Annotated in this window: 15 protein-coding genes; 11 read left to right on the top strand and 4 right to left on the bottom strand. The window is 69.1% G+C overall.

The window, feature by feature from the left end:
- The first annotated feature begins 2 nt into the window (after positions 1-2).
- The 6 genes from AAY78_RS09520 (at position 3) to AAY78_RS09495 (ending at position 5,237) form a co-directional block, all read left to right on the top strand.
- A complete protein-coding gene (locus tag AAY78_RS09520; RefSeq protein WP_046748056.1) occupies positions 3-890 on the top strand; it encodes a DUF58 domain-containing protein in 888 nt (295 codons plus the stop codon).
- A complete protein-coding gene (locus AAY78_RS09515) occupies positions 877-1,368 on the top strand; it encodes a hypothetical protein (protein ID WP_046748055.1) in 492 nt (163 codons plus the stop codon). The genes AAY78_RS09520 and AAY78_RS09515 overlap by 14 nt, the downstream gene beginning before the upstream one ends.
- On the top strand, positions 1,359-2,345 hold the full coding sequence (locus AAY78_RS09510) for a VWA domain-containing protein (RefSeq protein WP_231589695.1): 987 nt from the start codon (positions 1,359-1,361) through the stop codon (positions 2,343-2,345). The genes AAY78_RS09515 and AAY78_RS09510 overlap by 10 nt, the downstream gene beginning before the upstream one ends.
- Positions 2,342-3,403, top strand: a complete 1,062-nt coding sequence (locus AAY78_RS09505; RefSeq protein ID WP_046748054.1) for a VWA domain-containing protein — start codon at positions 2,342-2,344, stop codon at positions 3,401-3,403. The genes AAY78_RS09510 and AAY78_RS09505 overlap by 4 nt, the downstream gene beginning before the upstream one ends.
- Before the next feature lie 2 nt (positions 3,404-3,405).
- A complete protein-coding gene (locus tag AAY78_RS09500) occupies positions 3,406-4,137 on the top strand; it encodes a hypothetical protein (RefSeq protein ID WP_231589694.1) in 732 nt (243 codons plus the stop codon).
- 134 nt (positions 4,138-4,271) lie between these two features.
- Positions 4,272-5,237 carry a hypothetical protein gene (locus AAY78_RS09495; protein ID WP_231589693.1) on the top strand — a complete coding sequence of 322 codons (966 nt, stop codon included), beginning with the start codon at positions 4,272-4,274 and terminating at the stop codon, positions 5,235-5,237.
- 16 nt (positions 5,238-5,253) lie between these two features.
- On the opposite strand, the gene AAY78_RS09490 is transcribed toward AAY78_RS09495, so the two are convergent.
- Both AAY78_RS09490 and AAY78_RS09485 read right to left on the bottom strand, forming a co-directional pair.
- Positions 5,254-6,249, bottom strand: a complete 996-nt coding sequence (locus tag AAY78_RS09490) for a hypothetical protein (protein ID WP_231589692.1) — start codon at positions 6,247-6,249, stop codon at positions 5,254-5,256.
- Between the two features lie 67 nt (positions 6,250-6,316).
- Positions 6,317-7,288, bottom strand: a complete 972-nt coding sequence (locus AAY78_RS09485; RefSeq protein WP_046748190.1) for an alpha/beta hydrolase — start codon at positions 7,286-7,288, stop codon at positions 6,317-6,319.
- A gap of 203 nt (positions 7,289-7,491) precedes the next feature.
- Between AAY78_RS09485 and AAY78_RS09480 the strand changes: the two genes are divergently transcribed.
- A complete protein-coding gene (locus AAY78_RS09480; protein WP_046748050.1) occupies positions 7,492-7,902 on the top strand; it encodes a pyridoxamine 5'-phosphate oxidase family protein in 411 nt (136 codons plus the stop codon).
- Positions 7,903-7,938: 36 nt separating this feature from the next.
- Here AAY78_RS09480 and AAY78_RS09475 read toward each other — a convergent pair whose 3' ends face one another.
- Complete coding sequence (locus AAY78_RS09475) at positions 7,939-8,646, bottom strand: ZIP family metal transporter (RefSeq protein ID WP_046748049.1); 708 nt, start codon at positions 8,644-8,646, stop codon at positions 7,939-7,941.
- A 194-nt stretch (positions 8,647-8,840) separates the two neighbouring features.
- On the opposite strand from AAY78_RS09475, the gene AAY78_RS09470 reads away from it, so the two are divergent.
- Positions 8,841-10,106: an MFS transporter gene (locus tag AAY78_RS09470; protein ID WP_046748048.1), complete on the top strand. Its 1,266-nt coding sequence runs from the start codon at positions 8,841-8,843 to the stop codon at positions 10,104-10,106.
- On the opposite strand, the gene AAY78_RS09465 is transcribed toward AAY78_RS09470, so the two are convergent.
- Positions 10,094-10,459, bottom strand: coding sequence for a hypothetical protein (locus AAY78_RS09465; protein ID WP_046748047.1), 366 nt, complete (start codon positions 10,457-10,459; stop codon positions 10,094-10,096). The genes AAY78_RS09470 and AAY78_RS09465 overlap by 13 nt on opposite strands.
- Before the next feature lie 200 nt (positions 10,460-10,659).
- On the opposite strand from AAY78_RS09465, the gene AAY78_RS09460 reads away from it, so the two are divergent.
- Genes AAY78_RS09460 through argG form a run of 3 tightly spaced genes read left to right on the top strand, consistent with a single transcriptional unit; the run spans position 10,660 to position 12,778 of the window.
- Positions 10,660-10,890, top strand: a complete 231-nt coding sequence (locus AAY78_RS09460) for an AbrB/MazE/SpoVT family DNA-binding domain-containing protein (protein ID WP_231589691.1) — start codon at positions 10,660-10,662, stop codon at positions 10,888-10,890.
- Positions 10,874-11,290, top strand: a complete 417-nt coding sequence (locus AAY78_RS09455) for a type II toxin-antitoxin system VapC family toxin (RefSeq protein ID WP_046748046.1) — start codon at positions 10,874-10,876, stop codon at positions 11,288-11,290. Before AAY78_RS09460 ends, AAY78_RS09455 begins: the two co-directional genes overlap by 17 nt.
- 42 nt (positions 11,291-11,332) lie before the next feature.
- Positions 11,333-12,778, top strand: coding sequence for an argininosuccinate synthase (gene argG, locus AAY78_RS09450; RefSeq protein WP_021200085.1), 1,446 nt, complete (start codon positions 11,333-11,335; stop codon positions 12,776-12,778).
- The last annotated feature ends 75 nt before the right edge of the window (positions 12,779-12,853 follow it).

Here is a 12,853-nt window from a genome sequence, read left to right as displayed (position 1 = left end):
ACATGCCCAGCCTGATCACGCAGGTGAAGAGCAAGCTCTTCATCCATTCGATGCGCAAGTCGCTGCACGCGCTCGACGGCGCCTACGCGTCGTTGCTGCGTGGACGGAGCCTCGACTTCGAGGACCTGCGCAAGTACGAGTACGGCGATCAGGTGCGCGACATCGACTGGCGTGCGACCGCCCGACTGGGGACGCCCCTCGTGAAGCGCTCGCGCGCCACCCGCATGCACACCGTGCTGTTCGTGGTCGACACCGGGCGCTCGATGTCGGCCCTCGCGGCGGACGAGCAGTCGAAGAAGCAGCTCGCGATCCTCGCGACGGGTGTGCTCGGCGTGCTGACGCTGCGTCACGGCGACGACTTCACCACTGTCTACGGCGACTCCGCGAAGGTGCGCCGCCTCGCACCGGGACGCAGCGAGGGCGCTCTCGAACACGCGCTGCGCACGATCGACAGGGCCGTGGACGAGAGCAGCGCCCCGAGCGACCGCGACGCCCTGCTCTCCTTCGTCACACGCACGATCGCCCGCCGCATGATCGTGGTGGTGATCACCGACGAGGCTCCCCTCACGAGCGAGACCGAGCGGATGCTGCGCCGACTTCGAGTGCAGCACGACGTGCTGTGGCTCACGCTGCGCGATGCCGAGCCCGTGCTCGATCACGCCACGGCGCGCATCCGCAGGGACGTCGACAGCCGATGGCAGGTGCCGGGTTTCGTGCAGGGCGACCGCGAGATCGTGCAGGAGCTGACCGCCCAGCGCGAGGCCGAAGCCGCGCACCTCGACGATCTGCTCACCCGCATGGAGATCAGCCACTCCACGCTGGACGGGCAGGACCATGCCGTCGCCCAGCTGCTGACGTTGCTGAACCGGAGGTCGAATGCCCGGCTCTGACGACCTCTACCCGCCGGCCCAGTACGGCTGGGGGTGGCTCCTGCTCGCGATCGGCATCCTCGCGCTGCTGGTGCTCGGCGCGTGGCTGTTGATCGCGCTCACCCGACCGCGTCGCGCCCTCGCCACCGCGGACCCGAATGCCGGGCAGGCTCCGCTCATCATCGACGTGCTGTCGCAGCTGCGCACAGAGTACCTGGCCCGGATCCAGCAGATCGAGACGGACTACCGGGAACGGCGCCTGTCGGCACGGCAGGCGAACGTCGAGTTGAGCAGGGTCGTGCGCGCCTTCGTGAACGAGTACAGCGGCCTGGAGGCGCCGGTGCTCGCACTCGACGACCTGGTGGCGCGCGGCGTCCACCCGGCTCTCATCGACGCGCTGGGCAGGCACTACTATCCGAGCATCTTCCGACCCGGCCCGGTGATCGACCCCGTGGCCGGCGCCGAAGCGGCGAGGACGGTGGTGCGCACATGGCACTAGCGAACATCTGGATGCTGGTGGGCGCGGTCGCCGTCGTGCTGGTGGCGCTCGCGATCGGGCTCGTCCTCGGACTCCGACGGGAGGGGCGTGCCGGGGAAGGAGACGCCGCCCGCGTCGCCCGCGCCGAACGCCTGCGCACACTGCCCTCGTTCCGCCGTGCCCTGACGCGACGGGCACTCGCGCTGTCCGGCGTCCTCGCGCTCGGCGCGGCAGCCGCGATCGTGTCGGGGGTGGTTGCCGCGCGGCCGATGTCTGCGCAGACCGTGCAGCCCGTCAACACGAGCCGCGACATCATGCTGTGTCTCGACGTCTCCGGCTCCATGACCGAGGTCGACGTCGAGGTGCTGAACGTCTTCGACGAGCTGTTGGACAGCTTCGAGGGGGAGCGCATCGGCCTGACGATCTTCAACAGCTCGCCCGTGCAGATCTTCCCCCTCACCGACGACTACGACTTCGTCCGCGAGCACCTGGCCAGCATGACCGAGAGCTTCGACTTCATCGACCAGGTTCCGGAGCACTGGATCGGCACGCTCAACGGCAACGGCGCCTCCCTGATCGGCGACGGCCTCGCGGCGTGCGCGATGGGCTTCGACCACCCGGACGATGAGCGTTCGCGCTCGGTGATCTTCGCCACCGACAACGAGGTCAACGGCGCCTCGATCGTGACGCTGGAGGAAGCCGCCGCCTACGCCGCCTCGAAGGACGTGCGCGTCTTCGCACTGAACCCCGTCCAGGGCAAGGACGCCGATGTGAGCGCCGAGCTCAGCGCGGCAGCAGAGGCGACGGGGGGCGCCGCGTTCGGGCTGCGCGACACGACCACCGTCTCCGACATCGTGGACCAGGTGCAGGAGCAGGAGGCGACCGAGCTGCGCGGAGAGGCGCAGGTGGTCTGGACCGACACCCCGAACCTGTGGATCGTGGTGCTCTGCCTCAGCGTGCTCGGGTTCGTCATGGTGCTGTGGAGGGTGCGACTGTGATCTTCCAACCCGTGCTCAACCCACTGCTGATCGCGCTGCTGTGCGCACCGGTCCTCGCCGTCGCCGTCTGGGTGCTTGTCCGTGCGCCGAAATCGGGCGGCGTGCCGATCACGGACGGGCGCGCACTCGCCGGGCATCGTGCACTGTGGGCCATGCGGCTGCTGCTGGTGCTCGCCTGCGTCGCGCTCCTGCTTCGTCCCGGCATTCCCGGCGGAGCCACGCAGACCCTCGCGACCGACACCGACATCGTGCTGGTGGTCGACACCACGGCGAGCATCGTGGCCGAGGACTGGGGCGACGGGGAACCGCGGCTCGACGGCATCCGCGAGGACGTGCGCGCGCTCGTGGAGGAGTACCCGGGGGCACGCTTCGCGCTCATCACCTCGGATGCCGCCGCCCAGCTGCGGGTTCCCCTGACCACGGACACCACCGCGCTCTTGGGTTCGCTGCAGGTGCTGCGCCCCGAGGTCACCAGCCAGTCACGCGGAAGCTCGATCGGCATCGCCGCTCCGCTGCTTTCCGAGACGCTCGCGTCGGCGGCCGAGTCGTCTCCCGACCGCTCGCGCATGGTGTTCTACTTCGGCGACGGAGAGCAGACGGTCGACACGCCGCCGGAGTCGTTCAGCGCAAGCGAGAAGTACACCGATTCGGGAGCCGTGTTCGGCTACGGCACAGCCGAGGGCGGGCCGATGCGCATCACCACGGGCGGCGTCTCGGATCAGGGAGGCGACTACATCCAGTACCAGGGCGCCGATGCGCTCTCGGTGATCGACGAGTCGACCCTCGAGACGATCGCCGATGACCTCGGTGTGGAGTACTCGCATCGGACGGCGGACACCGCGCCCGTGCTTCCCGCTGCCCCGTCCACCACGACCGATTACGCCGATTCGGGCGAGGTCGGCAACGTCATCGAGCTGTACTGGATCGCCGCGCTCGTCGTCCTCGCCATCCTCGGCGTCGAGCTCGCCCGTGCCACGATGCTGATCGCGCGGCTCCGACGACTCCGCGCCCCGAGGCACGTTTCGAGCTCTCGAAGCGAAGAGGGGGGAACCTTGTGACCGTGTCCTCAGACGCCGCCGCCCTTCTCCGGTCCAACCGCCACCGTCGCCGCGTCCGCCGCTGGGTGGCGATCGGGACGATTCCGCTCACACTCGCCGCGCTTCTCTTCGTGGGCAAGCTGCTGAGCATGTACGCCTTCGCGCACCAGGCCATCACCGCCTACGTCGTCGACGACTTCGCCGGCGCTGAGGCCTCCGCGCGTGGACAGGACTTCCTCAACTGGTTCGAGCCGTACAAGGCGCCCTTCAACATCGGCACGGCACTCGGTGCGGCCGAGCAACTCCCCGAAGCCCGTGTCCAGCTCGAAGAGGCGCTCGACCTCGCGACCGGCCTCGAAGTGTGCGCGGTGCGGATCAACCTCGCGCTGATCATCGAGCGCATGGGCGATGCGGCCCGGGCGGACGGCGACGGCACGGGCGCAACGGCGCTCTACGGCGAGGCGCTCGGAATCACCGCCGACACCCCGGAGGAATGCCGCAGCGACGAGGCACAGCAGCAGTCCCCCGACCCGCAGCGCGACATGTCCGACTCCCTCGACGGCACGGCGGACCGGCTGAAGCAGAAGCAGCAGGAGGAGCAGCAGCCCCAACCGCAGCCACAGCCCGGCGAGAAGGAGCAGCCCTCCGAGGACAAGCTGAAGGGCCTCCAGGACAAGCTCGAGCAGGGCACGCAGGAGCGTGACCAGCAGCAGGGCGACGACCCCGGTGGCTCGGGGACGGAGAAGCCGTGGTGAGCGACCACGAGAGGCAGCGCGCTCGCTACCTCTCGGGCACCGAGGGCGCTCCCCCCGTTCCTCCGCCCGGGGGGTATCGCGGGGCGCGTCGTGAGGCCTGGGGATCGACGCCCGCCCCGCCCGTGGCGGTTTCCATGCCTGCGGAGGAGCCGAAACAGCCCGCGAACGCCCTCGGCTGGATCGCCCTCACCGCATCCATCCTCTTCGCGCTCATCCTGCTCGGCACCTTCGTCGCCGGCGGCACCGACCTCCTCTACGGGGTCACGATGCTCGCACTGCAGCTCGTGGTCGCCGGCGTGATCATCGCGGCGCTTTTCTCCGTGCGCGGACGGAAGCTCGGGGCGATCGGCCTGGTCATCGCGATCCTGTTCAACGTCGCGACGGTCGGCGGCATGAGCGCACTGCAGACCTCGGCCTCGGGCAACTACGAGGGCACGAAGACGGCCGCCCAGAGACACGCGGAAGCCTATCCCGGGATCAAGGGCACCGATCCGCAGAAGGCGTTGTCTCAGCAGTCGCTCGACGAGGTACGAGCGCAGACCGAGACGCTGTTCGCCGACATCCGGGCGCGACTCACCGACGAGTTCGGCTTCACCTGGACGCGGGTGGGCGATGAAGACCTGCGCCCGGAGCGCAACGGCTACGGCGGGGAGTCGATGCTGGTCGAGTTCACCTCCGCCGCCTGGGCGACCAACGAGCCTGTCCAGGGCTACGACCGAAAGCGCGCCGTGATGGCCGTGATCAGCGAGGTGGTCGTCGACCACGGGCTGTGGGACCTGTACTCGTTCAATGATCCCGCGGTGTCGGGCATCGACCCCGCGATGATCGCGAAGCTGTACGGCAGCGACGACCCGCGCACGCAGACCACGTGGGAGTACTACACCGAGAACTTCCCCGACCCTCTCCGCTTCTACGCCACGATCAATGACCTCTCGAACGATTCGGACGGCGGCTTCCGCACCGCACGGGAGGCGCAGAACGCGCGCACCGGCGAGCCGCTGGAAGGGCTGCAGCTGACGGCGATCGCGAGCGGGGTGCTCAGCGAGGCGGATCGTGCCGAGTTCCAGGAGAAGCTGAAGGACTACCCCGGCTTCGAGTGAAGCGCTCGACGGCCGTTCAGAAGCCGAGGGTCAAGAGCATCCGCGCCACCACGTACCTGGCGTGGCCGCGGGACGTGCGCGGGTCATACCCGAGCGCATCGACGAGCACGCTCAGGCGTTCCTGCACGCTGGAGTGGTGCCGCCCGAGCCGCGCGGCTGCGGCGCGCACGCTCCGTTCCTCGCTGACGGCGTCGAGAAGCTCCCGACTGCGCTCATCGAGTGCCGCGAGTGCCGCCGCATCAGGGTGGAGGGGCCCCCGCCCCGCAGCCTCGGCGACGAGCAGCAGACCACCGAGGTCGGCGGCATCGACCACCGGCTCCTCCGGGCTGGTCAGTCGCACGGCCACGAGCGCCGACGCCCACGACGCGGGAAGACCCTCCGCCGGGCCGACGATGCCGAGCCCCAACCGCAGGTCGACACGGTGCGGCCAGGCATCGACGGGCTGCATCTCGGCGTCGAGGATCGTCGCTCGCGTCAGGCCGTGCCGGGTGGCGACGACAGCCGAGGGATGCACCGGCAGCGGAGCGGGGTCGGGAGGAGAGGCGACGAGCCGCAGGGAGTCCGCAGCGATGCGGAGTCGAGGCAGTGCCGCTGCCCTCTCCTCCGCACCGGCATAGGAGCTGATGGCGAGTTCGACCGCGCTCTCGGGGCCGACCGATCGGCGCGCCCTGATGATCCCGAGGGCGAGACTGAGCCGTTCCAGGATCATCGCGTCGTTCGTGTGCGCATCGCCTTCGCGCTCGATCCAGGCGACCGCATCCGGTCCGCTCTCCCGTACCGGCCAGGAGTGAGACGGCTCGACGGGATCGATGCGCACCCCGTCGGCCCGCACACGCATGATCTGTCTGCCGTCACGCTGTCCGACGGTCGCGCCGCTCAGCACCGCCGCACCTCGCAGCATGCTCTCGACTCCCACGGAGCGGGCGACGAGGGCGTCGAAGTAGGTGACGACCTTGAGCGTCTCGCTCGCATCCGGGTCGAGGGCGGTGAGACGCCCCAGCAGATCTTGCATGTCGGGCTCCATCGCACGGGGATTCCACCCTATGGGGTGGGAGTTCCCTCTTCCGGTCGACGCGGGCTCAGGAGAGCAGCCGGTTCACCCAGTCGTCGCGGGCGGCGAGCATGGCCTGCGCGACCGCCGTGTGCGGAGCGAACATGTCGAAGCCGTGGAACCCCCCTGCCCAGACGTGCAGTTCCGCCTGCACCCCGGCCTCCCAGAGCTTCGTGGCGTAGGCGACGTCCTCGTCGCGGAACACCTCCGCGCTGCCGCAGTCGATGAAGGCGGGCGGCAACCCACTCAGGTCGGTCGCTCGTGCGGGGGCGGCGTACACGGAGACGTCGTCCGTCCCGACGCGGTCGCCCAGGAGCGCGGTCCACCCCGTCACGTTCGAGCCGCGGTCCCAGACGCCGATCCCGTCGATCTGGTGCGTCGACACGGACTCGTCTCGGTCGTCGAGCATCGGGTAGATGAGCAGCTGGCCGATCAGTTCGGGGCCCTTCCGATCGCGGGCGAGCAGGGCGGTGCCCGCGGCCAGCCCACCCCCGGCACTGCCTCCGCCGATCAACAGCCGGGAGAGGTCGATGCCGAGCTCCTCGGCGTGCTCCGCGGTCCACAGCAGGCCCGCGTAGCAGTCCTCCACCGGGTACGGATCCGGGAACTCGGGGGCGAGCCGATACTCGACGGTGACGATCACGCCGTTGAAGCGCTCCGCCCAGTCGAGGAAGCCGGCCACGCCGAGCCAGCGGTTGCCGATGATCATGCCGCCGCCGTGCGTGTGGAAGAAGCCGGGGCCGGTGCCGGTCCTGCCCTCCTTCTCGATCACGGAGACGACGATCTCGTCGCCACCATGACCCGCGATCGAGACGTCCCGTCGGGTGAAGCCGCGGTCGGCGAGCACGGCGAAGATCTCGTCCTCCCCGCTCACCGGCGACTGGCGCAGCAGCGGGATCATCTCTGCCGTCAGGGTCGGCGGCAGCTGGTCGGCGACGAGGGCGAGAGCGGCCTCGAGCTCGGGATCGAACGGCGGTCGCGCCAGGGTCGTGTCGGTCATCAGAACTCCTTTGTCCTCGGCCGCCATCGCAGCGGCTTCCCGCCAGCCTCGTGCACACCGTACCCGAGGGTAACCCGCCAGCCGAGGCCGATCCTGCGCCGTGCGTCCGCCGAGTGGCGGGTTCTCCTGCGCCGAGGGTGAGGACTCCCTTGAAGGGCATCGACGCCCTGGCTAGCCTGGCGCCACAGGGAAGGAGTGCACGCATGATTCGAGTACTCGACGAACAGCAGGCCTATGAGCTGCTGACCACGACCACGATCGGGAGGATCGGCTTCGTCCACGAGGAGCGGGTGCAGATCTATCCGGTGAACTTCGCGCTGTCAGGGCGCGATCTGGTGCTGCGCACATCGCCCGAGGGCGTCCTCGCCGATCTCACGCGAGAAGCCGCCACGCCGGCCGCGTTCGAGGTGGACTACCACGACCCGCTCGGCAGCACGGCATGGAGCGTGCTGGTGCACGGCACGCTGTCTCGGGTGGCGGACGACGACGTCGCCGGCGTCGCCGCGCGCGTCAATCCGTGGGCGGGAGAGGATCGCGATCTTCCCCTCGCCCTCCAGATCGAGAGCATCGCCGGACGCAGCGTGCGCCGCGAATCCACGCGGGGGAAGATCTGAGCCGACCGCTGTGACGCCCTCCTGCCGAACGCGTGATCAGGAAGCGAGCGCCAGCCCCGCGGCGAGCGCGAAGCCCAGCACGGTCGCGAGTCCCGTGGATTCCTTGGCCTTGGACTGCGCCTCGGGGACCATCGAGTCGACCAGCATCACCAGCAGCGCCCCGGCTGCGAAACCGCTCGCCGCCGAGCGGAAGTCGTCGCCCGTGATGCTCGCGAGGCCGAACCCCGCGACGGTCGCGAGCGCGCAGACCACGGCCACGCCCGCCCACAGCAGCAGCACCCGCGACTTCGCCATGCCGCCTTCGAGCAGGTCGGCAGCCGAGCCGATCGACTCCGGCAGGTTCGAGACCAGGATGGCGACCACGAGCGCGATGCTGACCGGTTCACCGGATGCGAGTCCGATGCCGAGCACGAGCTGCTCCGGGATGCCGTCGAGCAGGGCGCCCACCGCGAGCTGTCCTCCGCCAGCCTGCTCCTTGGTCTTCGCCGCTCGGGCATCGAGGATGCGGTCGGCGATGTAGTAGCTGATCGCTCCCGCCGCGACACCCACCACGAGGGGGATGGGACCGGCGAGGTCGAGCCCTTCCTCCCACAGCTCGAAGGCGATCGATGCCATGAGAGCGCCGGCGCCGAAGCCCAACACGATGCCGAGCCACTTCGGCGGCCACGTACGCAGCAGTGCGAGCACTGCACCGACGAACAGCGGTGCTGCTGCCACCGCGCCCCACAGGATTGCTGCGCCCATGTCCGACCTCCGTGCGCCTACTCTCCCACTTCATCGCGCCTCCGCCGGCCCAGCCTCGGCGAAAACGGAGACGTGTCGCGCGTGCCGCGGCGAGCCGCACCATGACACACCGTGTCGCGGGCGATGCTCCTCCGTTTTCGCATGGCGCGCGCACCGCCGATGCATAGGATGACGGGAACGGGAGCGAGGCGGAGATGCACGACAGACCGACCGAGGTGCTGCGCGTTCCGGCGTTCGCCCTCTTCTGGTCGTCGTCGACGCTCGGCGCGTTCACCGGCTCCGTGACCGCCGTCGCCTTCCAGGTCCTGATCGTCACGACACTGGGGGCCTCTGCGTTCGAGATCGGTCTGCTCAACGCCGCGAACGTCGTGCCGTACCTGCTGTTCGGGCTCATCGTCGGCGCCCTGATGGACCGCTGGCGGCGCAAGCCCGCCATGGTCATCGCGAGCATCGGCCGCGCGCTCACGCTGGGTCTCGTGCCGGTGCTGTGGTTCACGGGGACTCTGTCCGTGTGGTCGTTCGGCGCCCTGCTCCTGCTCTACGGCGCGCTCACGCTCATCGCCGATTCCGCTGCGCAGCCGATGCTGCCCCGCCTCGTCCGCCGCGATCAGCTGTTGGCGGCGAACGCGAGACTCGGTCAAGCAGGCACCGTCGCCCAGACGACGGGGCAGGCCTTCGGCGGCGCACTCGTCGGCTGGCTGGGGGCACCGTTCGCCATCCTGATCGATGCCGTCGCGTACGTCGTCAACGCCGTTCTCCTGAGCCGCATCCGTGTCGAGGAGGTGAAAGCGTCACGCCGCACCGACGGCCGGCACCTAGGGCACGACATCATGGAAGGCCTGCGCTGGACCTACTCCCACCGAACGCTTGCGCCCATGGCCGTGTCGGTGAACGTCTGGTTCCTGGGCAACAGCATCGCGCTGACGGCATTCGCGCCGTACGCGCTGCGAGAGCTCGGCGTCGGCGCACTGCTATTCGGCGTCGTGCTCGCGATGGGTGGGCTCGGCGGCCTGATCGGGGCACTCCTCGCCCCCACGGCGGGTCGCCGGTTCGGAGTCGGCGGCGCGGTCCTCGCGGGGCGCCTGCTCTCGGCACTCGCGTGGACGACGGTTCTCGTCATCCCGCACGCCGAGAACACGACGCTCCTCGTCCTCGCCTTCCCCCTGGGCGTGGGGCAATTCCTGTTCGGCCTCGGGATGGGGGTGGAGGATCCGAACGAGATGGGATACCGCCAGGCGGTCGCCCCCGACCAGATGCAGGGACGGCTGAACGCATCGATTCGCACCGTGAACCGCGTCACCTTCCTCGTCGGGGCCCTGATCGCCGGCGGTCTGGCGACGGCGTACGGCTATCGCGTGACGATCGCGGTCAGCGTGGTCGTCTTCCTCGTGGCGGCGATGATCGTCCTGTTCTCGCCGCTGCGCACCGCACGCCACGAGGATTCCGCTCAGTCGGGGTAGACGTCCGGTGTGACGAATGTCGCTGTGTAGTCCTGGGTGCAGGGGGTCAGGACGTACACCTTGCCCCACCCCCAGCCCATGAGCAACGGATCATCCTGGCGGAGCCGGGTCTGCCGTTCGCCCACCTCGATCACGACCCATCCCGCGTCATCCGTCCTCCAGGTCGCGCTCCCCGTCACAGGGCTCACGTCGCCGTCGAGACACGCGCGCCCATCGTCGAGCTTCCGCTCCTCGGAGCCGAGCATGAGCGCTGACACCTCGGCTGTCCCGTCCTCCTCGAGAGTGAATCCCGCGTCTTGCGAAGCATCTTCGAAGCCGTCATACGACGCGGGGAACACGAGGTTCGCATCCATATCCTGTCGCGTGAGCGTCGACCCACGAAACGCCTGAAGCGCCACGAAGGAGAGAACAGCGAGGAGTATGCCGCCCCCTATCGCGATGAACCACCAGGGGCGCGACAGTGCTTTCCGTATGGCAGCACGTTAGCGGAGTCCCTGGACTCGTCGTCGACATCGACAAGCCGCATCGACCATTCAAATGGTAATCTCATGGCATGAAGGCGACCATGGATAAGGCAGGACGCATCGTCATCCCCGCCGCGCTCCGCGAGCGGGTCGGATTGATCCCCGGTCCGGTCGACCTCGTCCTCGACGGCAACGCCATCCGAATCGAGATCGAGACCCCCGACAATCTCGTGGAGAAGGACGGACGACTCGTCATCACGGGCGGACCGACGCTCACCGTCGACGACATTCGGGAGCTCCGCCTTGCCGACCAGCGCTGACCTCCTTTTCGACACCAGCGCCGCGATAGCGCTGGTCCACGAAGGGAATCCGGCACATGAACGAGTACTCGAACTCGTACGCGGCCGCGTGATCGGTCTCGCCGGGCACGCAGCCTTCGAGACCTATTCGGTGCTCACGCGTCTACCCGGCGAAGCACGGGTCAGCCCCGGTCGTGCGCGCGAGATCATCGAGCGATCGTTCCCCGTTCTCGCGTCCCTCTCCGCGGCCTCTGCGCAGGCCGCTGTCACGACGTTCGCCACGGCAGGCATCGCCGGAGGATCCGTCTACGACGGGCTCGTCGGCCTCGCCGCACGCGATGCGGGGCTCCCTCTCGTCACCTGCGACCGTCGCGCAATGGGCACATACGCGGCGCTCGGCGTCGTGGTCAACCTCGTATGAGGCGAGACGGGGCGACACGCCGCCGCGGATAGACTGGGGGCCATGTCCAAGGTCCTCCAGTCCCTGCCCGTCGGCGAGCGCGTCGGCATCGCCTTCTCCGGAGGACTCGACACCTCCGTCGCCGTCGCGTGGATGCGCGAGAAGGGCGCCGTGCCCTTCACCTACACCGGCGACCTCGGTCAGTACGACGAGGACGACATCGCCTCGATCCCGGGCCGCGCGCTGGAGTACGGCGCCGAGGCGTCGCGCCTGATCGACTGCAAGACCGCCCTGGTCGAAGAGGGCTTCGTCGCCCTCTCCTGCGGCGCGTTCCACATCCGCTCCGGCGGTAAGACCTACTTCAACACGACGCCTCTCGGACGCGCCGTCACCGGCACCATGCTGGTGCGCGCCATGAAGGAGGACGGCGTCGACATCTGGGGCGACGGCTCCACCTACAAGGGCAACGACATCGAGCGGTTCTACCGCTACGGCCTGCTCGCCAACCCGCGCCTGCGCATCTACAAGCCGTGGCTCGACGCCGACTTCGTCACCGAGCTCGGGGGGCGCAAGGAGATGAGCGACTGGCTCGTCGCCCGCGACTTCCCGTACCGCGACTCCGCCGAGAAGGCGTACTCCACCGACGCCAACATCTGGGGGGCGACGCACGAGGCGAAGACGCTCGAGCACCTCGATGTCTCGCTCGAGACCGTCGACCCGATCATGGGTGTGAAGTTCTGGGACCCCTCGGTCGCGATCGAGACCGAAGACGTCACCGTCACGTTCGAGGCGGGACGCCCGGTCGCGATCAACGGCGTGGAATACTCCGACCCGGTCGCCCTGGTCATGGAGGCGAACACGATCGGCGGACGCCACGGCCTCGGCATGAGCGACCAGATCGAGAACCGCATCATCGAGGCGAAGTCGCGCGGCATCTACGAGGCACCCGCCATGTCGCTGCTGTTCATCGCCTACGAGCGCCTGGTCAACGGCATCCTCAACGAAGACACCCTCGCCACGTACCACGAGCAGGGTCGCCGCCTCGGTCGCCTCATGTACGAGGGCCGCTGGCTCGAGCCGCAGTCGCTCATGCTGCGCGAGTCGATCCAGCGCTGGGTCGGCCTCACGATCTCGGGCACCGTCACGATCCGCCTCCGCCGCGGCGACGACTGGACCATCCTCGACACCGTCTCGCCGAACCTCTCGTACGGCCCCGAGAAGCTGTCGATGGAGCGTGTCGGCGATGCAGCCTTCGGACCGGTCGACCGTATCGGCCAGCTGACCATGCGCAACCTCGACATCGCTGACTCGCGCGCACGCCTCGAGCAGTACGCGGGCCTCGGCCTCGTGGGTGGTGCGACCGGCGAGCTCGTCGGCCGTGTGACCGCCGGCGAGTCGAGCGAGATCACCGAGTCGGTGCACGGCTCGATCTCCGAAGCCGACGAGACGTTGGCCGACGCCGTCGACTCGGCCTCCGAGGGCGCAGCCTTCGACTCCGGCACCGACTGACACGACGACGGATCCACCGATGTGCCGGCGCCCACGGGGTGCCGGCGCATCGTGCTTTCAGAGGTGCGGCTCGGG

This window comes from Microbacterium sp. Ag1, assembly GCF_001005635.1.
GTDB classification, from domain to species: Bacteria; Actinomycetota; Actinomycetes; order Actinomycetales; family Microbacteriaceae; genus Microbacterium; species Microbacterium oxydans.
Note: the sequence above shows the minus strand (reverse complement) of the source record. Positions and strands in the feature narration are given on the sequence as shown.

What these genes read in the sequence shown, in the direction of transcription:
- AAY78_RS09520 (WP_046748056.1), top strand. Translation starts at nt 3, where the DNA reads ATGCCCAGCCTGATCACGCAGGTGAAGAGCAAGCTCTTCATCCATTCG.
- argG (WP_021200085.1), top strand. Translation starts at nt 11,333, where the DNA reads ATGTCCAAGGTCCTCCAGTCCCTGCCCGTCGGCGAGCGCGTCGGCATC.
- AAY78_RS09460 (WP_231589691.1), top strand. Translation starts at nt 10,660, where the DNA reads ATGAAGGCGACCATGGATAAGGCAGGACGCATCGTCATCCCCGCCGCG.
- AAY78_RS09465 (WP_046748047.1), bottom strand. Translation starts at nt 10,459, where the DNA reads ATGGATGCGAACCTCGTGTTCCCCGCGTCGTATGACGGCTTCGAAGAT.
- AAY78_RS09485 (WP_046748190.1), bottom strand. Translation starts at nt 7,288, where the DNA reads ATGACCGACACGACCCTGGCGCGACCGCCGTTCGATCCCGAGCTCGAG.
- AAY78_RS09495 (WP_231589693.1), top strand. Translation starts at nt 4,272, where the DNA reads ATGCCTGCGGAGGAGCCGAAACAGCCCGCGAACGCCCTCGGCTGGATC.
- AAY78_RS09510 (WP_231589695.1), top strand. Translation starts at nt 1,359, where the DNA reads ATGGCACTAGCGAACATCTGGATGCTGGTGGGCGCGGTCGCCGTCGTG.
- AAY78_RS09470 (WP_046748048.1), top strand. Translation starts at nt 8,841, where the DNA reads ATGCACGACAGACCGACCGAGGTGCTGCGCGTTCCGGCGTTCGCCCTC.
- AAY78_RS09515 (WP_046748055.1), top strand. Translation starts at nt 877, where the DNA reads ATGCCCGGCTCTGACGACCTCTACCCGCCGGCCCAGTACGGCTGGGGG.
- AAY78_RS09490 (WP_231589692.1), bottom strand. Translation starts at nt 6,249, where the DNA reads ATGCAAGATCTGCTGGGGCGTCTCACCGCCCTCGACCCGGATGCGAGC.
- AAY78_RS09475 (WP_046748049.1), bottom strand. Translation starts at nt 8,646, where the DNA reads ATGGGCGCAGCAATCCTGTGGGGCGCGGTGGCAGCAGCACCGCTGTTC.
- AAY78_RS09480 (WP_046748050.1), top strand. Translation starts at nt 7,492, where the DNA reads ATGATTCGAGTACTCGACGAACAGCAGGCCTATGAGCTGCTGACCACG.